The organism is Streptomyces sp. NPDC014891 (genome assembly GCF_043081085.1).
Taxonomy (GTDB): domain Bacteria; phylum Actinomycetota; class Actinomycetes; order Streptomycetales; family Streptomycetaceae; genus Streptomyces.
Genome location: NZ_JBIBWF010000009.1, coordinates 14,981 through 35,846, shown reverse-complemented (window position 1 = coordinate 35,846; position 20,866 = coordinate 14,981). Strand labels below are relative to the sequence as shown.

Sequence of the window (20,866 nt, the reverse complement as noted above, 5' to 3'; positions counted from 1 at the left end):
ATAGAGCGCAAGAGTTGCCAACTGCGACGATGCGTCAGGAGAGCCGCGAAAGCCGCTTCAGCAACAAGGCGGACGCCACGGGCCGGGCACCGGCCTTCGCCACCCCGTCGGCCACCTCGCGGTCGGTGGAGACCACCACGACCGGCCGGCCCGGCGGCTCCGCCCGCACCAGCTGACGGATCAACTCGTCGGCGGTCACACCGGGCTTGGAGAAGAGCACCCGCACCCCGCGCGGCGGCGCGAGGAGCACCGGGGCCGCCAGCTCCGCCCCGTCGAAGACACAGGTGACCTCGGCGCCCGAACGGGCCGCGAGGGCCGACAGGCTGCCGAGCAGCCGCAGCCGCTGCTTCTCCAACGGCATGGTGGGATAGCCGGTCTTGGTGACGTTGTAGCCGTCGACGACCAGATGCGCCTGCGGCAGTGCGAGGAGCTGGTCGAGCAGCGCCGGGTCGGTCTCGGAGAGCGCCCGGGCCGCGATGTCCTTCGGCGACATCCGGCCCGGCTCCACCGCGTCCACGGTGTCCGCCGGGTGCACCGAGACGGGAGGCAGGGCGAGTTCGCGGCGCAGCCCCTGGGCGGCGTCGAGCACGGTGTCGAGCAGCAGCCGCAGCCGCATGTCCTCGACCGAGCGCCCCTCGCGGGCCGACCTGCGGCTCGCCTCCAGGGCGGCCTCGACCTCGCCCAGCCGGGCCTTGAGCCGCCGGGTCTCACTCTCCGCGGACGACACCTGGGCCGCCGACTCCGCCTTCGCCGCGTCGATCTCGCCCTGGACGCGCCGCAGCGCCGCCTCGCCGCGCTTCACGTCGCTCTGGGCACTGCGCAGCTTGCGGTGAAGCGATTCCGCTTCCTTCCGGGCCGCCTCCAGGTCGTGGCGCAGCTGCTCGGTCTCGCCGCGCGCCCGGTCCCGGGCGGCGGCGAGCTCCTCGCGCATCCGCTCCAGTTCCCGGCGGCCCGCCTCGTCGGCGCGCTCGGCGTCGACGCGCTGGGCCTCCTCGCCCGCGGCGGCCACCAGTTTGACCCAGCCGGGCGGACGCAGGACGTAGGCCGCGGCCGCCACGTCGACGGGGTCGGCGGCGGCGGGCGGGGTGCCGGTCTCGACCGCTCCGGCCAGTTCGGGCTGACCCTGCCGGAAGCGCTCGCCGATCCGCTGCCGGAACAGCGGATCGCTCTCCAGGGCGGCCGCCATGGCGTTCCCGGCGAACTTGGCGCGCCGGCTCGCGGTGAACCGGGCGTACTGCCTCAGGGGGGCGGGCAGCTCCGCGACGGTCAGGCCGCCGAAGGCGTCGGCGACCAGCGCGACGACCCGCCGCCGTACGCCTTCCGGCAGTGGGTGGTCGAGCGTCTCGGCAGCGTCACCTGCCGCGCCGGCCGGCTCTCCACCGTGCGCGGGCTGCTCCACGATCCGTCACCCCTATGTCGTCCGCGCCGTCCCTCAGGAGGCGGCGCCCGGCCTGTCCACCAGTTCGATCTGGTCCACCGCGTTGCACCAGCGGCAGCGGACCGACTCGATGGTCTCACTGACCACCTGCCGCTCCTCGACCGTCGGCTCTCCCGCGAGGTCCAGATGGACGTACTCGACGACCTTGGAGGATCGCGTCACGTCAAAACGGGTCAGGTTGCCGCAGAGAGTGCAGCGCCAGCGGGTCTCGTCGGTCGGCAGGGGAACCGTCGTCATCGTGCCGTCCTTCTTCCTGTTGCGGGGTACCAGGTGCGGGAGCCGCGGTGCGCCGTCGAACTGCGGTCGTACTGCCCGTTACCCTACGGCCTCGCCGGTACGCGGGGGCACGGCGAGGCACTCTGTCCAGTTCGGCCCCGGTACGCCATGATCTGTCCATGATCGACTGGCGAGGTGCGGTCCGCGGTGTCCAGGGGTCCTGGCGGGGCCTCCGCAGCGGGCCCACGGTGACGTACGGACTGATCGCCGCCTGCTGCCTGCTCTTCGTGATCGGCCCGGTCTCCGGGCTCGATCCGGTGTACGGCACGGGGGACGAGCTCCTCGCGGCGCAGGGCGAGTACTTCCGGCGCTGGGGCGTCGTCCCCGCCGAGCTGATGAGCGGCGAGCCCCGCGCCCTGCTCACCCCGCTCACCGCGCTCTTCGTCCACGGCAGCTGGCTCCACCTGCTGGGAAACATGCTGTTCCTGTACGTCTTCGGAGCGATGGCCGAGGAGCGCATGGGTCCCGTCGAGTTCGCCCTGTTCTACCTGGGGACGGGCTACCTCGCCCTGGTCGGGTACGCGGTGGCGCACGCGAGCAGCGAGCAGACCCTGGTCGGGGCCTCCGGGGCGATCTCCGGGGTGCTCGGGGCCTTTCTCTTCCTCTTCCCGCGCTCCCGGGTCACCAGTCTCTTCCCCTTCCTCTTCTTCCTGCCGCTGCGCTTCCCCGCCTGGATCGTGCTGATCTTCTGGTTCGTGCTCCAGTGGCTGGCCGCGCGGGCCGCCGGATCCGGTCCCGGCGTCGCCTATCTGGCCCATGTGGTGGGCTTCTCCGTCGGCTTCCTGTACGCCTGGGGGCGCTACCGGGGTGGGGATAGAGTGAAAGCCCCAACCGCGGCGACCGAGGGAGAAAGCCAGCCGTGATCACCGCGATCGTGCTCATCAAGACCAGCGTGGACCGCATCCCCGAGATCGCCGAGTCGATCGCCGCGCTCGACAGCGTCAGCGAGGTCTTCTCGGTGACCGGCACCTACGACCTGATCGCCATGGTCCGCGTCCCGCGCCACGACGACCTCGCCGACGTGATCCCCGGCAACATCAGCAAGATCCCGGGCGTCGAGGCCACCGACACGCACGTCGCCTTCCGCACCTACTCCCAGCACGACCTGGAGGCGGCCTTCGCCATCGGTCTGGAGTCCTGAGACGGGTCCGGGGCACGGGTGAAGGGGGCCTCCCGCCGGGGAGGCCCCCTTCACCCGTACGAGTGAGCGCTCAGCCGCGGTCCGGGACGCAGCGGCCGTCCTCGGTGCGGTACTTCCACTGGGCGCCGTCGCGGACGAGCTCCTTCACGGCGCCGACGAACCGCTCCACGTGCTCGTCCGGGGTACCGGCTCCGAAGCTCACCCGGATGGCGTTGAGGGACCTCTCCCCCGGTGCGGCCTCGGGGGCGCCGCACTCGCCCGGGTCCTGCGGGTCGCTGCCGAGCAGCGTGCGGACTAGCGGGTGGGCGCAGAAGAGGCCGTCGCGGACGCCGATGCCGTACTCGGCGGAGAGCGCGGCGGCGAAGTGCGAGCTGTTCCAGCCCTCCACGACGAAGGAGATGACGCCGACGCGCGGGGCGTCGTCGCCGAAGAGCGAGAGCACCCTGACCTCGGGCACCTCGGCCAGGCCCGCCCGGACCTTCGCGATCAGGTGGCGCTCGCGGGCGACGAGCTGGTCGAATCCGGCCTCGGTGAGGGCCTTGCAGGCGGAGGCGATGGAGTAGACGCCGATGACGTTCGGGGAGCCCGCCTCGTGCCGGGCCGCGGTGGTGTGCCACTCCACGTCCACACCGCCGTCGGCCCGGCGGGCCACCTTGCGGGAGGCCCCGCCGCCGGCGAGGTAGGGCTCGGAGTCCTGGAGCCAGTCGGCGCGGCCGGCGAGGACGCCGGAGCCGAAGGGCGCGTACAGCTTGTGCCCGGAGAAGGCGATCCAGTCCACGTCGAGGTCCTGGACGGAGACCGGGTGGTGCGGGGCCAGCTGGGCGGCGTCGAGCACGATCCGGGCGCCGTGGGCGTGCGCGGCGGCGGCGAGCTCCTTCACCGGCCACAGCTCGCCGGTGACGTTGGAGGCGCCGGTCACGCAGACCAGGGCGGGGTCGTAGGGGTCGCGGTCGGCGAGCGCCCGCTCCAGGGTGGCGACGGCCTGCCCGGGGGTGCGCGGCGCGTTGAGGTAGGTGACGCGGGCGTCCCTCCAGGGCAGCAGCGAGGCGTGGTGCTCGGTCTCGAAGACGAAGACCTGGCAGTCGGCCGGGAGGGTGGCGGCCAGCAGGTTCAGCGAGTCGGTGGTGGAACGGGTGAAGACGACCTGGTCGCCGGGGCGGCAGTCGAGGAACTCGGCGACGGTGGCGCGGCTGTTCTCGAAGAGGTCGGTGGAGAGCTGGGAGAGGTAGCCCGCGCCGCGGTGGACGCTGCCGTAGTAGGGGGCGTAGGCCGCGACGTCGTCCCAGACCCGCTGGAGGGCGGGCGCGCTGGCCGCGTAGTCGAGCGCCGCGTAGGTCACCTCGCCGCCGGTGACGAGGGGGACGGTGACGTCCCGGCCGAGCACGGGCAGCGGGGCGGCGCAGCAGGGGTCGGCGGGCCCGGCGGGCGCGGTCTCGACGAGGGTGGCGGCGGTGGCGGTGGCGGCGTCAGGGCGTGCGGACATGGCGGTATCTCCCGGCGGGCGGTGCGGAATGGCTTCGGTGGACCCGTACGCGGCCGGACACGGCGGGGTACGGGGTGTTGCCTCGGAGGACACGGGTGCACGGGGGAAGCCCGCGGTGCACGGGGTACGGAGAAGTGACCCTGATCCGACGATCCGAGGGTGAAGAAGGGGCGTAGTCGCCCTATCGCATTCGCTTGCTCACGGAAAAAGCTCCTCGAGAGACCAGGACCCCTGGTGTTCGAGGGGTCCGCGCTTGCCGTAGACCTCGCTGCCTACGACCTGGTCATCACCCGGGGCACCCCGCCACGGACGGAGGGTTGCCGGACAGCAAGCCGGGGCCAAAACGCTGTCACTCGTGACCTGTGGAGCATCCTGCCACATGATCGCCGAAGCGCAAGACCCCGGTCCGCATGGTGGACCGGGGTCAGGGGGACGGGATGCCGTCAGGCGTTGCTGGCGGCGACCCAGCGTTCCAGGGACCGGAGGGCCGCGCCGGAGTCGATGGACTCGGCCGCCCGCGCGATGCCCGCGGCCAGCCGCTCCGCCAGCGTGCCGGTGCCGGGCTCCAGGGCGGTGAGCGCCGCGGCCGCGTTGAGCAGCACGGCGTCCCGCACCGGACCGGTCTCGCCGGCGAGCAGGCGGCGGGCCACGTCGGCGTTGTACGAGGCGTCGGCGCCGCGCAGCGCCTCCAGGGGCACCAGGTCGATGCCGACGTCCCGCGGGTCGAAGCGCTCCTCGGCGACCGCGCCGTCGCGGACCACCCAGACCCGGGAGGTGGAGGTGGTGGTCAGCTCGTCGAGTCCGTCGTCGCCGCGGAAGACCAGGGCGGAGTTGCCGCGCTCGGCGAGGACCCCGGCCACGATGGGCGCCATCCGCGGGTCGGCGACCCCGACGGCCTGGGCCCGCACCTGGGCCGGGTTGGTCAGCGGGCCGAGGACGTTGAACGTGGTCCGGATGCCCAGCTGGCCGCGCGCGGCGGCGACGTGCCGCAGCGACGGGTGGAACTTCACGGCGAAGCAGATGGTGATGCCGGCCTCCTCGGCGACCTCGGCGACCCGCTGCGGGGTCAGGTTGAGGTTGATGCCGAGCTTCTCCAGGACGTCGGAGGAGCCGGAGGCGGAGGACGCGGCGCGGTTGCCGTGCTTGACGACCTTGGTGCCCGTGCCGGCGACCACGATCGAGGCCATCGTGGAGATGTTCACCGTCTTGGCGCCGTCGCCGCCGGTGCCGACGATGTCGACGGCGGGCCCCGGCACCTCGATCACGTTGGCGTGCGCGTACATGGTCCGTACGAGACCGGCGATCTCCTGCACGGTCTCGCCCTTGGCGCGCAGCGCGACCATGAAGCCGGCGATCTGCGCGTCGGTGGCCTCGCCGCTCATGATCAGGTCCATCGCCCAGGCGGTGTCGTCGGAGGACAGGTCCCTGCCGTCGAGGAGTCCGTTCAGCAGGACGGGCCAGGAGCGGCCCGCCGACGTAGGTCCTCCAGCGGGGGTCGCAGCGCTCATGGCAGCTCCTGGTCAGTACGTGACGGCTAGGGCTCCACCCTATCGACCCGCGGGGACGGCGAAGAGCCCCGTCCATCGAATGGACGGGGCTCTCACCGTGGCGACTTGTCGGAAGTCGGGAGTTCCGGGATCAGTGGTGGCCGTGGCCGCTCTGGATCTCCTTGTACTCCTCGACCGTGGGCTTGGCGACCTGGCTGTCGCCGCCGTAGTAGCCCTTGTTGAGCTTGATCCGGAGCTTCTCCACGCGCCCGATCTTGCGCTCCACGCCGTTCTCGTCGACGCCCGCCGGAAGCTCCGCGGCGTCGTACTGCTCGTGCGCGGTGAGGCGGTGCAGCTCGCCCTGGCTGAGCGGCTCGTGGATCTCGACGAACTCACCGTGCGGCAGGCGCTTGATGATGCCGGACTCGCGTCCGTGCAGCACCTTGTCCTTGTCGCGGCGCTGGAGGCCGAGGCAGATCCGCTTGGTGGCGATGAACGCGATGACCGGGCCGACGAAGAAGAAGATCCGCACGAACCAGGTGATCGAGTTGATCGACAGGTGGAAGTGGGTCGCCCAGAGGTCGTTACCACCACCCACGAGCATGATCATGTACGCGGTGATCCAGGCGACACCGAAGGCGGTGCGCGTCGGAGCGTTGCGCGGGCGCTGCGCGATGTGGTGCTCGCGCTTGTCGCCGGTGATCCACGACTCGATGAACGGGTAGACCGCGATGGCCGCGAGGACCGCCGGGAAGATCGCCAGCGGGATCATCACGCCCAGGACGAGCGTGTGGCCCCAGAGGTTGATCTCCCAGCCCGGCATGACACGGATCAGACCCTCGGCGAAGCCCATGTACCAGTCGGGCTGGGCGCCGGTGGACACCTGGTCCGGCCGGTACGGGCCGATGGCCCAGATCGGGTTGATCGAGGCGACCGCCGCGATGATCGCGATGACGCCGAAGACCAGGAAGAAGAAGCCTCCGGCCTTGGCCATGTAGACCGGCAGCAGCGGCATGCCCACGACGTTGTTGTTCGTGCGGCCGGGGCCGGCGAACTGCGTGTGCTTGTGGAAGAACACCAGGATGAGGTGGGCGACCACGAGGCCGAGCATGATGCCGGGCAGCAGCAGGACGTGGGCCGAGTAGAACCGGGCCACGAAGTCGCCGCCGGGGAACTCCCCGCCGAACAGGAACATCGACAGGTAGGTGCCGATGACCGGGACGGACAGGATCGCGCCCTGCATGAAGCGGACACCGGTGCCGGAGAGCAGGTCGTCCGGGAGCGAGTAACCGGTGAAGCCGGTGAACATGCCCAGGAAGAACAGCAGGAAGCCGAACAGCCAGTTGATCTCACGCGGCTTGCGGAACGCGCCCGTGAAGAACACGCGCATCATGTGCACGAACATGCCGGCGAGGAAGATCAGCGCCGCCCAGTGGTGGATCTGCCGGATGAGCAGACCACCGCGGACCTCGAACGAGATGTGCATCGTCGAGTTGAACGCCTCGGACATCAGCTGTCCCTGGAGCGGGACGTACGGTCCGACGTACTCCACCTCGTTCATCGACGGGTGGAAGAACATCGTCAGATAGACGCCCGTCAGGATGATGATGAGGAAGCTGTAGAGGCAGATCTCGCCGAGCATGAAGGACCAGTGGTCCGGGAAGATCTTCCGCATGTTGGCCTTGGCCAGCGTGTAGATCCCCAGGCGTCCGTCGGCCCAGTCGGCCACCCGCTCACCTGCGGGTGCTTTCTTCGTATCGGTCACGGTGCTCATCCGCGCTCCCAGAAGGCAGGGCCGACGGGCTCGTCGAAGTCGCCGAGCGCCTCCAGGAAGCCCTTGTCGTTCACGCCGATCCGCAGCTGCGGGAGGGCGTGACCGGCCGGGCCGAAGATGACGCGGGCGCCGTCGGAGAGGTCGAAGGTGGACTGGTGGCACGGGCAGAGGACGTGGTGCGTCTGCTGCTCGTACAGGGAGATCGGGCAGCCCACGTGGGTGCAGATCTTCGAGAACGCGACGATGCCCTCGTGCGACCACTCGAGCTCGCGCTTGTCCTTGATGTCCTCCGGCTGGATCCGGACGATCATCAGGGCGGCCTTGGCGATCTCGGTCTGGAAGTGGTGGTCGTGCTCCGAGAGGCCCTCGGGCATCGCGAAGGTCAGCGAACCGACCGCGACGTCCTCGGGACGCAGCGGCTCGTGCGTGTTCATGTTGATGAGCTGAAGCCCCTTGGCCCACATGGTGGACCGGAGCTTCTTCTCGGGCAGCGGGCCCATGTCACGCAGCAGGACGATGCCGGAGAGCGGAACGAGCGACAGCGCGCCGAACATCGTGTTGCGGATGAGCTTGCGGCGGCCCATGCCCGACTCGGCGGCACCGGCCGCGAAGTCCGACATGACCTTGGCCTTGGTCTCGGCGTCGGCCGCGATCGGGTGACGCTCGTCCGCGATCTCGACGTCGGACATCAGGGTGCGGGCCCAGTGGACCGCGCCCGCGCCGATGAAGAAGAGGGCGAGGCCGAGGGTCCAGCCCAGCGCGAAGTTGAGCGCGGACACCCGGCCGAAGGGCCAGATGTACACGATCTTGTCGACCGGGAAGATCACGTACGAGGCGATGAAGCCGATCGTGGCCAGCATCGACAGCGTGAACATGAACGCCACGGCACGCTCGGACCGGCGTGCGGCCCGCTCGTCGATGTCCTGGATGCGGGGCTTGTGGGGCGGGAGGCCCGGGTCGGCGAACGGGTCGTCGGCGACCTTCACCGCGCCGTGCGCGGTGTCCTGCCCTGCCGGCAGGTTCTCTTCTGGAATCTCTTGGCTACTCATGACTTCTTGGCCTTAGCGGTGTGGGCCGCGACCCAGATGGCAACTGCGATCAGCGCACCCAGGCCGAAGACCCAGGCGAACAGGCCCTCGGAGACGGGGCCGAGGCCACCGAGCGAGAGACCGCCCGGGCTGTCGGCCTTCTCGCCGTTGACGGCCTGGACGTACGCGATGATGTCCTTCTTCTCCTTCTCGGGCATCGTCGTGTCCGGGAAGGAAGGCATGTTCTGCGGGCCGGTCTGCATGGCCTCGTAGAGGTGCTTAGGGCTCACGCCTTCGAGGTTCGGGGCGTACTTGCCGTAGGTCAGCGCGCCACCCTCACCGGTGAAGTTGTGGCACTGGGCACAGTTGGTGCGGAACAGCTCGCCACCCTTGGCGACGTCCGCACCGTCAGGGCTGTACTGGCTCTCGGTCGGCGTGATCGGGCCGGCACCGAGAGAAGCGACGTACGCCGCGAGCTGGTCGATCTCAGCCTGCGAGTAGATGTTCTTCTTCTTCGGGACCTGGGCGCCCGGCTGCTGGGCCGGCATACGGCCCGTGCCGACCTGGAAGTCGACGGAGGCCGAGCCGACGCCGACGAGGGAGGGGCCGTCAGAGGTGCCCTGACCGCCGGTTCCGTGGCAGCTGGCGCAGCCGACGGTGTAGAGCTTCTTGCCCTCCTCGATGGCGAGGGACTGGGCGGTTTCATCGGCCTTCGCCGTGCCCGCGGGCGCGAACGCGGCGTACAGCCCCCCAGTGGCCGCCAGCGCGAGAAGTAGGACGACGACCGCCGCCAGCGGATGGCGTCGTCGTGCGGAGAGCTTTTTCACGGATTACCCCGGTGTCAGGATCTTCTGCGTCGATGCTTGCTGGATGTGTCGGACCGCCGTGTCGGCGGCGCCGACTACTTGATCATGTAGATCGTGGCGAAGAGGCCGATCCAGACGACATCGACGAAGTGCCAGTAGTAGGACACGACGATGGCGGCGGTTGCCTGCTCGTGAGTGAACCTCTTGGCGGCGTACGTCCGGCCGAGGACCAGCAGGAAGGCGATGAGTCCGCCCGTCACGTGCAGGCCGTGGAAGCCGGTGGTCAGGTAGAACACGGAACCGTACGGGTCCGACGAGAGCGAGAGGCCCTCGTGCTTCACCAGCTCCGTGTACTCGAAGACCTGTCCGCCGATGAAGATCGAACCCATCACGAACGTGATGATGAACCACGACCGGAGCTTCTTCACGTCGCCCCGCTCGGCGGCGAAGACGCCGAGCTGGCAGGTGAGGGAGGAGAGCACCAGGATCGTGGTGTTCGTCGCCGAGAACGGGAAGTTCAAGGCGTCTGCCTTTTCCGTCCAGTACTCGGCGCCCATCACGGATCGCAGGGTGAAGTACATCGCGAAGAGGGCCGCGAAGAACATCAGCTCGGAGCTCAACCAGATGATGGTTCCGACGCTGGTGAGGTTCGGTCGATTGACCGACGGGTGCGCGTGCCCTGTTTCTACTGTCGTTACTGTCGCCACGACCGACATTATGTCGGTCGCTTATCCCGCCCTCACTCCGGGGGGTGCCGTTCGGAGTGTCAGAGGGGTGTGTCCAGCCCGAACGGCCCAGTGCGAGGCCCCCCTGCCACCCTTCGAACAGGTGTTGAACGGGTGTTGACGGGGTGTGGACCGGAGTAGCATCCGCGCATCGGTCGACGACGACCCACCCGCCTTCCCAGCCGGAGGAACGATGCAGTCGAGTGCCACGGTCCTGGTCTACAGCGACGACGCGAACACCCGCGAGCAGGTACGGCTGGCGGCCGGGCGCAGGCCCGCGTCGGACGTCCCCCCGGTGGAGTTCGTGGAGTGCGCGACCCTGCCGGCGGTGCTGAAGCGCCTGGACGAGGGCGGCATCGACGTCTGCGTCCTGGACGGCGAGGCGGTGCCGGCGGGCGGCATGGGCGTCTGCCGGCAGATCAAGGACGAGGTCTTCCACTGCCCGCCCGTGCTGCTGCTCATCGGGCGCCCCCAGGACGCCTGGCTGGCCACCTGGAGCCGCGCGGACGCCGCGGTCACCCTTCCGGTGGACCCGGTCGAGTTCGCGGCGTCCCTGGCCGCCCTGCTGCGCTCGCGCCTGTCGATCGACGCGTAGGGGGCCCGGGGGCGGGTGGAGGCCCCGCGGGCGGGCAGAACACCCCCTAGAGCGGCAGCGGCCGCAGGCGGGACTTCTCCGTCGAGGCCACCGGGCTTCCGGTGGCCTCGACCAGGGCGCTGCCCTCCCGCCACTTCTCCCACGGCAGGTTCCAGTCGCCGAAGCCGTTCCCGAAGGTGTCCATCGTGTCGCCGTAGCTGTTGACGACGCGGACGATGTCGCCGGCGCGGACGGTCTCGTAGAACCAGGCCGCGTTCCCGGTCGACATGCCGACGCAGCCGTGGCTGACGTTCGCCACGCCCTGCGAGCCGACCGACCAGGGCGCGGCGTGGACGTACTCGCCGCTCCAGGTGACCCGGGTCGCGTAGTAGACCGGCAGGTCGTACGACTCGGAGCTGCCCTCCGCGATGCCGATGCTGGTGCCCCGCATCCGGACGTAGTACTCCTTGCCGAGGATCACTTTGATGCCGTTTCGGGTGGAGAAGCCCGGCTTTCCGGTGGTCACCGGAATGGTATTGATCACTTCTCCGTTGCGCCGCACGGTCATGTAGTGCGACCCGGCGTCCGCGACGGCCTCGATCCGGTCGCCGATGGTGAGCTGGAGCGGCTTGGACTCGCCGCCGTAGAGCTTGTCGCCGACCTTGAGGCCGTCCAGGTTCCCGGTGACCGTGATCCGCGCGCCCGCCGGCCAGTACTCCTTCGGGCGGAAGTGCAGCTTCTTGTCGTCCACCCAGTACCAGGAGCCCTCGACGGACGGCGTGGAGCGGACCTTGAGCGCGCGTTCGACGACGGCACGGGCCTTGCGGTCCTTGACGGCGAGGCTGAGCTCGGCCGTGATGGGCTGCCCGACGCCGTACGTGCCCGTCTCCGGGCCGAAGGCCGCGGTCAGCGCCCGCTTGGCCGGGGTCGTCTCGAAGGTGAACGTACGGGCGCCCGGAGCGCCGTCCTCGTCCTCGGTGGCGACGCGGACCGTGTAGCGGGCGCCTGCGGCCAGGGCGGCCGTGGAGCGCCAGCGCCGCCCGTCCGCGGTGAGTTCGCCCGCCAGGTGGCGCCCTGCGGCGTCGACGGCGGTGACGTCGGTGATCCGGCCGTCGTCGCCCTTGGCCGTGACCTCCAGCGGCTTCTCGGGGTCGGCCTTGGCGCCGTCCCCGGGAGCGCTGACCGCGAGCTGGTCCGCCGCGTCGTACGCCCTGGCCGACAGCGGGTGGTCGTCGGCGCCCGCACACGCCGTGGCGCCTGCGGTGACGGTGACGGCCAGAAGAGTGCAGCTCAAAACAGTCCGAATGCGCGGCGTGTCGTTCATGACTTCACGCTAAGGACAATCCTCCCGACCAGCGCGTCTAGTACTGCAAAAGAGGGGCCCGGACACTTCTGTGACGAAGTGTCCGGGCCCCTCTCGGGTGCTCCGGTGGAGCGGGTGCCGCTACTGGTTCTGGTTCTCGCCGCGGTAGAACTCGAAGACCCAGCCGAAGAGGCCGACCAGGATCAGCGGGGCGGAGAAGTACAGGATCCACCAGCCCATGGCGATGGCCAGGAAGGCCAGCGCGCCACCGACGGCCAGCGACAGCGGCTGCCAGCTGTGCGGGGCGAAGAAGCCGACCTCACCGGCCTCGTCCGCGACGTCCGCCTCCTTGTCGTCCTGCGCCATCGCGTCGACCCGCTTGGCCGTGAAGGCCAGGTAGTAGCCGATCATGATGGACAGGCCGAAGGCCAGGAAGAGGGCCGTGGTGCCGACCGGCTCCTTCGACCAGACGCCGTACAGGACGGCCATGGCAAGGATGAAGACGCTCAGCCAGATGAACATCTTGCCCTGGATCTTCACTTGCCGGCCTCCTTGCCGCCCGTGAGGGCCTCGGCCGCGTGCCCCTTGTTCTCGAGCTGGTCGAGAGCCGCGATCTCGGGGTGGTGCAGATCGAACGCCGGGGATTCCGAACGGATCCGCGGCAGGGTGAGGAAGTTGTGCCGCGGCGGCGGGCAGGACGTCGCCCATTCGAGCGAACGACCGTAGCCCCACGGGTCGTCGACCTCGATCTTCTTGCCGTACTTGGCGGTCTTCCAGACGTTGTAGAGGAACGGCAGGATCGACAGGCCGAGCAGGAAGGAGGAGATCGTCGAGATCGTGTTCAGGGCGGTGAAGCCGTCGGCGTCGAGGTAGTCCGCGTAACGACGCGGCATGCCCTCGGCACCGAGCCAGTGCTGCACGAGGAAGGTGCCGTGGAAGCCGATGAACAGCGTCCAGAAGGTCATCTTGCCGAGCCGCTCGTCCAGCATCTTGCCCGTGAACTTCGGCCACCAGAAGTGGAAGCCGGCGAACATCGCGAAGACCACGGTGCCGAAGACGACGTAGTGGAAGTGCGCGACGACGAAGTACGAGTCGGAGACGTGGAAGTCCATCGGCGGCGAGGCCAGGATGACACCGGTCAGACCACCGAAGGTGAAGGTGATCAGGAAGCCGATCGTCCAGAGCATCGGTGTCTCGAAGGACAGTGAGCCCTTCCACATCGTTCCGATCCAGTTGAAGAACTTCACGCCCGTGGGTACGGCGATGAGGAACGTCATGAAGGAGAAGAACGGGAGGAGCACGCCTCCGGTGACGTACATGTGGTGGGCCCACACCGTCACGGAGAGACCGGCGATCGCGATGGTCGCGGCCACCAGGCCGATGTAGCCGAACATCGGCTTGCGGCTGAAGACCGGGATGACCTCGGAGATGATGCCGAAGAACGGCAGCGCGATGATGTACACCTCTGGGTGGCCGAAGAACCAGAAGAGGTGTTGCCAGAGCAGGGCTCCGCCGTTGGCCGCGTCGAAGACGTGCGCACCGAACTTGCGGTCCGCCTCCAGGGCGAACAGCGCGGCCGCGAGGACCGGGAAGGCGAGCAGGACCAGGACACCGGTCAGCAGCACGTTCCAGGTGAAGATCGGCATGCGGAACATCGTCATGCCGGGAGCGCGCATGCAGATGATCGTGGTGATGAAGTTGACCGAGCCGAGGATCGTGCCGAAGCCGGAGAAGGCCAGACCCATGATCCACATGTCGGCGCCGACGCCCGGCGAGCGGACGGCGTCCGACAGCGGGGAGTAGGCGAACCAGCCGAAGTCGGCCGCACCCTGCGGGGTGAGGAAGCCGGCCACCGCGATGATCGAGCCGAAGAGGTACAGCCAGTACGCGAACATGTTCAGCCGCGGGAACGCCACGTCGGGCGCGCCGATCTGCAGCGGCATGATCCAGTTCGCGAATCCGGCGAACAGCGGCGTCGCGAACATCAGCAGCATGATCGTGCCGTGCATCGTGAACGCCTGGTTGAACTGCTCGTTCGACATAATCTGCGTACCCGGACGGGCCAGCTCGGCGCGCATGAAGAGCGCCATGAGTCCGCCGATGCAGAAGAAGACGAACGACGTGACCAGGTAGAGCGTGCCGATCGTCTTGTGGTCGGTGGTGGTCAGCCACTTGATCACGACATTGCCGGGCTGCTTGCGCCGTACGGGCAGCTCGTTCTCGTACGAGTCCTCAGCTGCGGCGGCACCCTGGGTTTCGTTGTGGATGCTCACAGTTGGTTCTTCTCCGCATTCCTGGCCGGGTCCGTCTGCTCGATGCCAGACGGGATGTAGCCGGTCTGCCCCTTCTCGGCCAGCTCCTTCAGGTGCTGCTGGTAGCGCTCCGGAGAGACCACCTTGACGTTGAAGAGCATCCGGGAGTGGTCGACGCCGCAGAGCTCGGCGCACTTCCCGAGGAAGGTGCCTTCCTGCGTCGGGGTGACCTCGAAGGAGTTGGTGTGACCCGGGATGACGTCCTGCTTCATGAGGAAGGGGACCACCCAGAACGAGTGGATGACGTCACGGGAGGTCAGGATGAACCGGACCTTCTCGCCCTTCGGCAGCCACAGGGTCGGACCCGGGTTGCCGGTCTGCGGGTTGCGGTCACCGGGGATGCCGGCGTCGTAGACGCCGCCGGCGTTGTCCGGGAACTGGTCCTGGAACTTGTCCGGAATGGCCGCGAGGTTCTTGTCCGTCTTCGCGTCGCCCTTCACACCGGGCACGTCCTCGACGTAGTTGAAGGCCCAGCTCCACTGGTAGCCGACCACGTTGACCGTGTGGGCCGGCTTCGGGGAGAGCTCGAGGAGCTTCGACTCGTCGCGCGCGGTGAAGTAGAAGAGCACCGAGACGATGATGAGGGGGGTGACCGTGTACAGCGCCTCGATGGGCATGTTGTAACGGGTCTGCGGAGGTACCTCGACCTTGGTCCTGCTTCGCCGGTGGAAGATGACGGACCAGATGATCAGGCCCCACACCAGGATTCCGGTGATGAGCGCAGCGGCCCACGAGCCCTGCCACAGGGAGAGGATCCGGGGAGCCTCTTCCGTGACGGGGGTGGGCATACCAAGGCGGGGGAAGTCTTCCCAGTTGTACGAGCAGCCGGTGGCTGTCGCCAGGATCAGGCCCGCAGTCAGCACCTGCGGCAGCTTCCGCCGCATCGGGCGCCGCGACGAGCGGTCGGAGCCGTTGGGACTCACGTAGCGCCTTCCCGAGAGTCTCGGCCCGCAGTGGTCGGCCACGGCCGTCCGTCTCGCTGGTCGGTCGCCGCCCCGGCCGCGGGCAGGGGTTTGGATGTTTATGCGGACCAAACCCTACTGGACGCTATTTGGGGTCGCGCGGGGAGGGTGCCCAACGCGCCGTCCGAGTCCCCGAAGGGGTGGACTCCGGGGTTCCGGAGGGGGGTCGGACACGCCCGTTCGGCCGTCTGCCGGACTACGGCGACGCGCTTCTGACGAGGGCTCACCGGGGGGGAAGAGGTCGGGAGGGGCGCGGGGCGGGCGGGACGGGGATCCGGCCCGGTGGGACGGGGGCCGGGCCCCTGTGGGACGGGGGGCGCGGCCCGGTGGGGTGCGGCCGGGCCCGTGTGCGGGCAGGCCCTACCGTGGGCGGATGCCGTACTTCGACGCCGCGTCCGCCGCTCCGCTGCACCCCGTCGCCCGCCAGGCACTGCTCGCCTCCCTCGACGAGGGCTGGGCCGACCCCGCCCGGCTGTACCGGGAGGGGCGGCGCGCCAGGCTGCTGCTCGACGCCGCGCGGGAGGCCGCGGCGGAGGCCGTGGGCTGCCGGCCGGACGAGCTCGTATTCACTCCTTCGGGGACGCGCGCGGTTCACGCGGGAATCTCGGGATCCCTCGCGGGGCGTCGGCGTGTCGGAAACCGGCTCGTGGTCTCCGCGGTCGAGCACTCCTCCGTACTGCACGCCGCCGAGGCGCACGCGGCGGCCGGGGCCACGGTGACGGAGGTGCCGGTGGGACGGACGGGGGCGGTGGCCGCGGGCGCCTTCGCGGCGGCGCTCGACCCGGGCGACGCGGGGCCGGTGGCCCTGGCGTGTCTCCAGTCCGCCAATCACGAGGTGGGCACCGAGCAGCCGGTGGCAGAGGTCGCCGAGGCCTGCCGGGCGGCGGGCGTGCCGCTGCTGGTGGACGCGGCCCAGTCGCTGGGCTGGGGCCCGGTGGAGGGCGCCTGGTCGCTGCTCGCGGCGAGTGCGCACAAGTGGGGAGGGCCGGCGGGGGTGGGTCTGCTCGCGGTGCGCAAGGGCGTGCGGTTCAGCCCGCAAGGCCCGTCGGACGAGCGGGAGTCGGGCCGGGCGCCCGGCTTCGAGAACCTGCCGGCGATCGTGGCGGCGGCGGCCTCGCTGCGGGCGGTACGGGCGGAGGCGGCGGTGGAGGAGGCGCGGCTGCGGGCCCTGGTGGACCGGATCCGGTCGCGGGTCCCGGAGCTGGTCCCGGACGTGGAGGTGGTGGGGGACCCGGTGCGGCGCCTCCCCCATCTGGTCACCTTCTCCTGCCTGTACGTCGACGGGGAGACGTTGCTGCACGAGCTGGACCGGGAGGGTTTCTCCGTTTCGTCCGGTTCGTCGTGCACGAGTTCGACGCTGACCCCCAGCCATGTGCTGCGCGCGATGGGGGTGCTGAGCGAGGGGAACGTACGGGTGTCCCTGCCGGCCGGCACGGCGGAGGAGGATGTGGACCGCTTCCTGGAGGTGCTGCCGGGGGTGGTCGCGGGGGTGCGGGAACGGCTGGGCGCTCCGGCGACGGCGCCGTCGGCGGTGGCCGCGCCGGGTGCGGGCTCCCTGGTGGTGGACGCGCTGGGCCGGCGCTGCCCGATCCCGGTGATCGAACTGGCGAAGGTCATCGGGGACGTGCCGCTGGGCGGGACGGTGACGGTCCTGGCGGACGACGCGGCGGCGCGGCTGGACATTCCGGCGTGGTGCGAGATGCGGGGGCAGGAGTATGTGGGCGAGTCGCCCGCGGCGGGGGGAGGGGTGGCGTACGTGATCCGGCGCGCGACCTGACGCACCGGGCCTGCGGCTTCCACGCCGGAACCCGCACCCATGGTGCGACGACCTGTGGGTGCGGGTTCGGGAACAAGGGGCGTGGGGGCGGCGCGCCCGTGGGAGCGCCGGGTTCGGTTCGGTTCGGTCCGACCCGGCGTCCGGCAGGGGCCGCCTGGTGTCAGGACAGGTAGGACTGGACCTCCGACGCCGCCTCGTCGCCGTACGCCTTCGTGAAGCGCTCCATGAAGTTGGCCCGGCGCAGCGTGTACTCCTGCGTGCCCAGCGTCTCGATGACCAGCGTCGCCAGCATGCAGCCGACCTGCGCGGCTCGCTCCAGGCCGACGCCCCAGGACAGACCCGTCAGGAAGCCCGCGCGGAACGCGTCGCCGACGCCCGTCGGGTCGACCTTCGCCGTCTCCTCCGCGCACCCGACCTCGATCGGCGTGTCGCCGACGCGCTCGATGCGGACGCCCCGCGAGCCCAGCGTGGTGACGCGGTGGCCGACACGCGCGAGGATCTCGGCGTCGGTCCAGCCCGTCTTGGACTCGATGAGGCCCTTCTCGTACTCGTTGGAGAAGAGGTACGTGGCGCCGTCCAGGAGCGTGCGGATCTCGTCGCCGTCCATCCGCGCGATCTGCTGCGAGAAGTCGGCGGCGAACGGGATGCCCCGCGTCCGGCACTCCTCCGTGTGGCGGAGCATCGCCTCGGGGTCGTCGGCGCCGATGAGGACCAGGTCGAGCCCGCCCACCCGGTCGGCGACGGCCTTGAGCTCGATCAGCCGGGCCTCGCTCATCGCGCCGGTGTAGAAGGAGCCGATCTGGTTGTGGTCCTTGTCCGTGGTGCAGACGAACCGGGCCGTGTGGAGGACCTCGGAGATCCGGACCGAACCGGTGTCGACGCCGTGGCGGTCGAGCCAGCCGCGGTACTCGTCGAAGTCGTAGCCGGCCGCGCCCACGAGGATCGGGGTGCCGCCGAGCTGGCCCATGCCGAAGCAGATGTTGGGGCCGACGCCGCCGCGCCGGACGTCGAGGTTGTCGACGAGGAAGGAGAGGGACACCGTGTGCAGCTGGTCGGCCACCAGCTGGTCGGCGAACCGGCCGGGGAACGTCATGAGGTGGTCGGTGGCGATGGAGCCGGTGACTGCGATACGCACGGCGGGGTGCTCCTGCGGGAAGGCGGCAATGACGGACATTCACGCTACCGGCTGGAGGCCTCACTGCCGAACAGTGGAAACTACCCCAGAGTAGGCCTTTTCCCCGGGGGCGTGCGATGCATACGGTGCGCCCATGACCATCTACCCCGCTTCACGTGAGCGATACGAGTCCGAGCCGAGCCTCGCCGACCTGCGGGGCGACGGCGCACGGATGGCTCCGCACTGGGTGACCCCGGCCGCCCCCGTGCCGGATCCGGTCTCCCCCGCGCTGATCCACGGGGTCGTCGTCCCGGCGGCCTCGGCGCGGCTGATCGACGCGACGGCCGAGTACGGGGGCTGACGGAGGGAACCGTCCGCCCGCCCGCTCCGTCCCATCGGCGTCCGTTCGAGACGAGGGAGCGTTGCGGTGAGCGGTACGGAGAACGTACGGAGGCGGCGGAGCACCATCGCGGCCTCGGTGGCGGCGGGTGTGCTGCTCGCCGGGGGCGGTGGCGTCTACCTGGCCACCTCGGCATCCGGTGACGGCACCGGCGTGGGCGCGGCCGCGAAGGCCGCGGACGCCGGTCCGCCGCCCACGCTGCGCCTGGAGGAGGGCGGCAGCGGCGTCGCCACCCCCGGTGGCGACTCGGGGGGCGGTCCGGGCATCGCGCCCGGCGAGCCCGACCCCGGGGGCGGCCCGAACGGGACCGTCTACACAGCCAAGGGCCCACTCCCCCAAGGGCCCTCCTCGGCCGCGGTCCACCGGCCCGAGGGCCTGGTCACCTCGGCGGAGGTGACCAGGCTGGCCGAAGCGCTGGGCGTCTCCGGCAGTCCCTCGCTCGTGGGCGAGGTCTGGACGATCCGGCCGGAGAAGGACGGTTCGGGGGCCCGTCTCGACGTGGCGCGGAAGGCGCCGGGGAACTGGACCTACTCCTGGTACGACGGCGGCCCGGCGGGCGACGCCTGTCTCAAGGGCCGGGCCTGCCCGCCGCCGGGCGAGTCGAAGCCCGCGCCGGGCGGTACCCCGCTGAGCGAGGCGGCGGCGAAGGCTGCGGCCGCTCCGGTCCTCAAGGCGCTCGGCCAGGACGACGCCAAGGTCACCGCGACGGGTGTGGTGAACGGTTCGGTCCGGGTGGTCAACGCCGATCCGGTGGTGGGCGGGCTGCCGACGTACGGCTGGTCGACGGGGCTGCACATCGCACGGGACGGCCGGACGGTCGCGGGCAGCGGGATGCTCAAGGAGCCGGCCGAGGGTGCCGCGTACCCGGTGATCGGGGCGGCGAAGGCGCTCGCCGCGCTGAACGAGGACGCGAAGGGCACCGGCCCGATCGGGGTGGGGCGCTGCCCCACGGACCCGCCGGGCGCCGGCACGGCCGGTACGGACGGGAAGCCGGCGCCCGGCGGCGTGGAGCCCGCCGCGCCCGGTGTGGACGGGAACGGGAGGCCCGAGGACACCCGGACCGGCGGGACGCCGGCGCCCGGGCGCGTCGAACCGGTCCCGCCCTGCCAGACGATCGTGCAGCGCGCCGCCCCGGACCGGGTGCCGGTGACGGCCGCGGTGTTCGGGCTGGCCGCGCGCGACGTGGACGGCGAGCGGCTGCTCGTACCGTCGTGGCTGTTCACCGCGGACCCGGCGGAGGGCGCGCCGTACACGGTGGCGCGGACGGCGGTGGCCCCGGAGTACCTGGCGCCGCCGGCCACGCCCTCGCCGGTGCCGGCGCCCACGCGGCCCCCCGGGGACGACGGCGGGGTGCCCCGGGCCGTGGAGTCGGTCCGGGTCCAGGAGGGCGGCAGGGAGCTCGCCGTCACCTTCTGGGGCGGGGTGTGCAGCACGTACACCGTGCGGGCGGACGAGCAGCCGGACCGGGTGACGGTGCGGATCGTCGAGAAGTCCGACCCCGAGCGGGTCTGCATCATGATCGCCAAGGACTTCACGCAGACGGTGACGCTGCGCAGCCCGCTGGGCGACCGTCCGGTGGTGGACGAGGCGAGCGGGGAGGCGGTGCCGCGCCGCTGAGCGGCGCGCTCCGGCACACGCCGGAGGGCGGTGGTCCGGGAGGATTCCTCCTGGACCACCGCCCTCCGGCGTGCGAGGCCGCGCGCGGCCCGGCGGAGCTTAGCTGAACGAGTCGCCGCAGGCGCAGGAGCCGGTGGCGTTCGGGTTGTCGATGGTGAAGCCCTGCTTCTCGATGGTGTCGACGAAGTCGATCGAGGCGCCGCCCAGGTACGGGGCGCTCATGCGGTCGGTGACGACCTTGACGCCGTCGAAGTCCTTCACGACGTCGCCGTCGAGCGAGCGCTCGTCGAAGAACAGCTGGTAACGCAGGCCGGAGCAGCCGCCGGGCTGAACGGCGACGCGCAGGGCCAGGTCCTCGCGGCCTTCCTGGTCGAGGAGGGCCTTGACCTTGGCCGCGGCGGCGTCGGACAGGAGGATGCCGTCGCTGACAGTGGTCTTCTCGTCCGATACGGACATCTGCTTCTCTCCCGGTGTGTACGGAGACTGCTTGCCGACGGTTGCAACCGACGGTGCCCCGGATTCATTCCGGGCCGTGTGGGGTCTTTCTCTCTTCATGCTCGCACACCCTGTCCAGCGGCGGGGACGAGGAAGTCCCGCGGCGGCGGCAGCGAATTCGTCACATCGACACTATGGACATCGTCAACGTGAC

General features: G+C 70.5%; 20 protein-coding genes and 1 riboswitch. Of the genes, 6 read left to right on the top strand and 14 right to left on the bottom strand.

Features of this window, described 5'->3' with window-relative positions; translation table 11 throughout:
- Nucleotides 1-34: 34 nt before the first annotated feature.
- Complete coding sequence (locus tag ACF09E_RS24775) at nucleotides 35-1,399, bottom strand: NYN domain-containing protein (RefSeq protein WP_392207142.1); 1,365 nt, start codon at nucleotides 1,397-1,399, stop codon at nucleotides 35-37.
- Between the two features lie 33 nt (nucleotides 1,400-1,432).
- The gene (locus ACF09E_RS24770) at nucleotides 1,433-1,675 is read right to left on the bottom strand and encodes a hypothetical protein (RefSeq protein WP_309049699.1); all 243 of its coding nucleotides are present in this window, start codon (nucleotides 1,673-1,675) and stop codon (nucleotides 1,433-1,435) included.
- A 158-nt stretch (nucleotides 1,676-1,833) separates the two neighbouring features.
- On the opposite strand from ACF09E_RS24770, the gene ACF09E_RS24765 reads away from it, so the two are divergent.
- Both ACF09E_RS24765 and ACF09E_RS24760 read left to right on the top strand, forming a co-directional pair.
- Complete coding sequence (locus tag ACF09E_RS24765; protein ID WP_361847912.1) at nucleotides 1,834-2,577, top strand: rhomboid family intramembrane serine protease; 744 nt, start codon at nucleotides 1,834-1,836, stop codon at nucleotides 2,575-2,577.
- Nucleotides 2,574-2,855 (top strand): Lrp/AsnC family transcriptional regulator, encoded by a 282-nt coding sequence (locus ACF09E_RS24760; RefSeq protein ID WP_148004451.1) that lies wholly within the window; start codon nucleotides 2,574-2,576, stop codon nucleotides 2,853-2,855. The genes ACF09E_RS24765 and ACF09E_RS24760 overlap by 4 nt, the downstream gene beginning before the upstream one ends.
- Before the next feature lie 70 nt (nucleotides 2,856-2,925).
- On the opposite strand, the gene ACF09E_RS24755 is transcribed toward ACF09E_RS24760, so the two are convergent.
- The 6 genes from ACF09E_RS24755 to ACF09E_RS24730 all read right to left on the bottom strand — a co-directional run bounded on the left by ACF09E_RS24755 (nucleotide 2,926) and on the right by ACF09E_RS24730 (nucleotide 10,149).
- Complete coding sequence (locus ACF09E_RS24755; RefSeq protein ID WP_392207140.1) at nucleotides 2,926-4,338, bottom strand: aminotransferase class V-fold PLP-dependent enzyme; 1,413 nt, start codon at nucleotides 4,336-4,338, stop codon at nucleotides 2,926-2,928.
- 244 nt (nucleotides 4,339-4,582) lie between these two features.
- Nucleotides 4,583-4,699: riboswitch (SAM riboswitch) on the bottom strand.
- An 82-nt stretch (nucleotides 4,700-4,781) separates the two neighbouring features.
- Nucleotides 4,782-5,846, bottom strand: coding sequence for an anthranilate phosphoribosyltransferase (trpD, locus tag ACF09E_RS24750; protein WP_392207138.1), 1,065 nt, complete (start codon nucleotides 5,844-5,846; stop codon nucleotides 4,782-4,784).
- A gap of 130 nt (nucleotides 5,847-5,976) precedes the next feature.
- A complete protein-coding gene (locus ACF09E_RS24745; protein ID WP_361847922.1) occupies nucleotides 5,977-7,599 on the bottom strand; it encodes a cytochrome bc complex cytochrome b subunit in 1,623 nt (540 codons plus the stop codon).
- On the bottom strand, nucleotides 7,596-8,648 hold the full coding sequence (locus ACF09E_RS24740) for a Rieske 2Fe-2S domain-containing protein (protein WP_361847925.1): 1,053 nt from the start codon (nucleotides 8,646-8,648) through the stop codon (nucleotides 7,596-7,598). Before ACF09E_RS24740 ends, ACF09E_RS24745 begins: the two co-directional genes overlap by 4 nt.
- Nucleotides 8,645-9,454 carry a c-type cytochrome gene (locus tag ACF09E_RS24735; protein WP_388802124.1) on the bottom strand — a complete coding sequence of 270 codons (810 nt, stop codon included), beginning with the start codon at nucleotides 9,452-9,454 and terminating at the stop codon, nucleotides 8,645-8,647. The genes ACF09E_RS24740 and ACF09E_RS24735 overlap by 4 nt, the downstream gene beginning before the upstream one ends.
- Nucleotides 9,455-9,528: 74 nt before the next feature.
- Nucleotides 9,529-10,149, bottom strand: coding sequence for a heme-copper oxidase subunit III (locus tag ACF09E_RS24730; RefSeq protein ID WP_030314378.1), 621 nt, complete (start codon nucleotides 10,147-10,149; stop codon nucleotides 9,529-9,531).
- Nucleotides 10,150-10,351: 202 nt separating this feature from the next.
- On the opposite strand from ACF09E_RS24730, the gene ACF09E_RS24725 reads away from it, so the two are divergent.
- Entirely contained in the window at nucleotides 10,352-10,753 is a 402-nt protein-coding gene (locus tag ACF09E_RS24725; RefSeq protein ID WP_392207136.1) for a hypothetical protein, read from the top strand.
- A gap of 46 nt (nucleotides 10,754-10,799) precedes the next feature.
- On the opposite strand, the gene ACF09E_RS24720 is transcribed toward ACF09E_RS24725, so the two are convergent.
- The 4 genes from ACF09E_RS24720 to coxB form a co-directional block, all read right to left on the bottom strand.
- A complete protein-coding gene (locus ACF09E_RS24720; protein ID WP_392207134.1) occupies nucleotides 10,800-12,056 on the bottom strand; it encodes an Ig-like domain-containing protein in 1,257 nt (418 codons plus the stop codon).
- Nucleotides 12,057-12,176: 120 nt separating this feature from the next.
- Nucleotides 12,177-12,575 carry a cytochrome c oxidase subunit 4 gene (locus ACF09E_RS24715; RefSeq protein ID WP_017238857.1) on the bottom strand — a complete coding sequence of 133 codons (399 nt, stop codon included), beginning with the start codon at nucleotides 12,573-12,575 and terminating at the stop codon, nucleotides 12,177-12,179.
- The gene (gene ctaD, locus ACF09E_RS24710) at nucleotides 12,572-14,308 is read right to left on the bottom strand and encodes a cytochrome c oxidase subunit I (protein ID WP_148004443.1); all 1,737 of its coding nucleotides are present in this window, start codon (nucleotides 14,306-14,308) and stop codon (nucleotides 12,572-12,574) included. The genes ACF09E_RS24715 and ctaD overlap by 4 nt, the downstream gene beginning before the upstream one ends.
- A complete protein-coding gene (gene coxB / locus ACF09E_RS24705) occupies nucleotides 14,305-15,270 on the bottom strand; it encodes a cytochrome c oxidase subunit II (RefSeq protein WP_361847939.1) in 966 nt (321 codons plus the stop codon). Before coxB ends, ctaD begins: the two co-directional genes overlap by 4 nt.
- A 412-nt stretch (nucleotides 15,271-15,682) precedes the next feature.
- Here coxB and ACF09E_RS24700 point away from each other — a divergent pair, with 412 nt between their 5' ends.
- Nucleotides 15,683-17,086, top strand: coding sequence for a cysteine desulfurase/sulfurtransferase TusA family protein (locus tag ACF09E_RS24700; protein ID WP_392207132.1), 1,404 nt, complete (start codon nucleotides 15,683-15,685; stop codon nucleotides 17,084-17,086).
- A gap of 160 nt (nucleotides 17,087-17,246) precedes the next feature.
- On the opposite strand, the gene ACF09E_RS24695 is transcribed toward ACF09E_RS24700, so the two are convergent.
- Entirely contained in the window at nucleotides 17,247-18,221 is a 975-nt protein-coding gene (locus tag ACF09E_RS24695) for a carbohydrate kinase family protein (protein ID WP_392207130.1), read from the bottom strand.
- A gap of 133 nt (nucleotides 18,222-18,354) precedes the next feature.
- On the opposite strand from ACF09E_RS24695, the gene ACF09E_RS24690 reads away from it, so the two are divergent.
- Nucleotides 18,355-18,561 carry a hypothetical protein gene (locus ACF09E_RS24690; RefSeq protein ID WP_392207128.1) on the top strand — a complete coding sequence of 69 codons (207 nt, stop codon included), beginning with the start codon at nucleotides 18,355-18,357 and terminating at the stop codon, nucleotides 18,559-18,561.
- Nucleotides 18,562-18,627: 66 nt separating this feature from the next.
- The gene (locus ACF09E_RS24685) at nucleotides 18,628-20,217 is read left to right on the top strand and encodes a hypothetical protein (protein ID WP_392207126.1); all 1,590 of its coding nucleotides are present in this window, start codon (nucleotides 18,628-18,630) and stop codon (nucleotides 20,215-20,217) included.
- Nucleotides 20,218-20,316: 99 nt separating this feature from the next.
- Here ACF09E_RS24685 and ACF09E_RS24680 read toward each other — a convergent pair whose 3' ends face one another.
- On the bottom strand, nucleotides 20,317-20,673 hold the full coding sequence (locus ACF09E_RS24680) for an iron-sulfur cluster assembly accessory protein (protein WP_015033024.1): 357 nt from the start codon (nucleotides 20,671-20,673) through the stop codon (nucleotides 20,317-20,319).
- Between the last annotated feature and the right edge of the window lie 193 nt (nucleotides 20,674-20,866).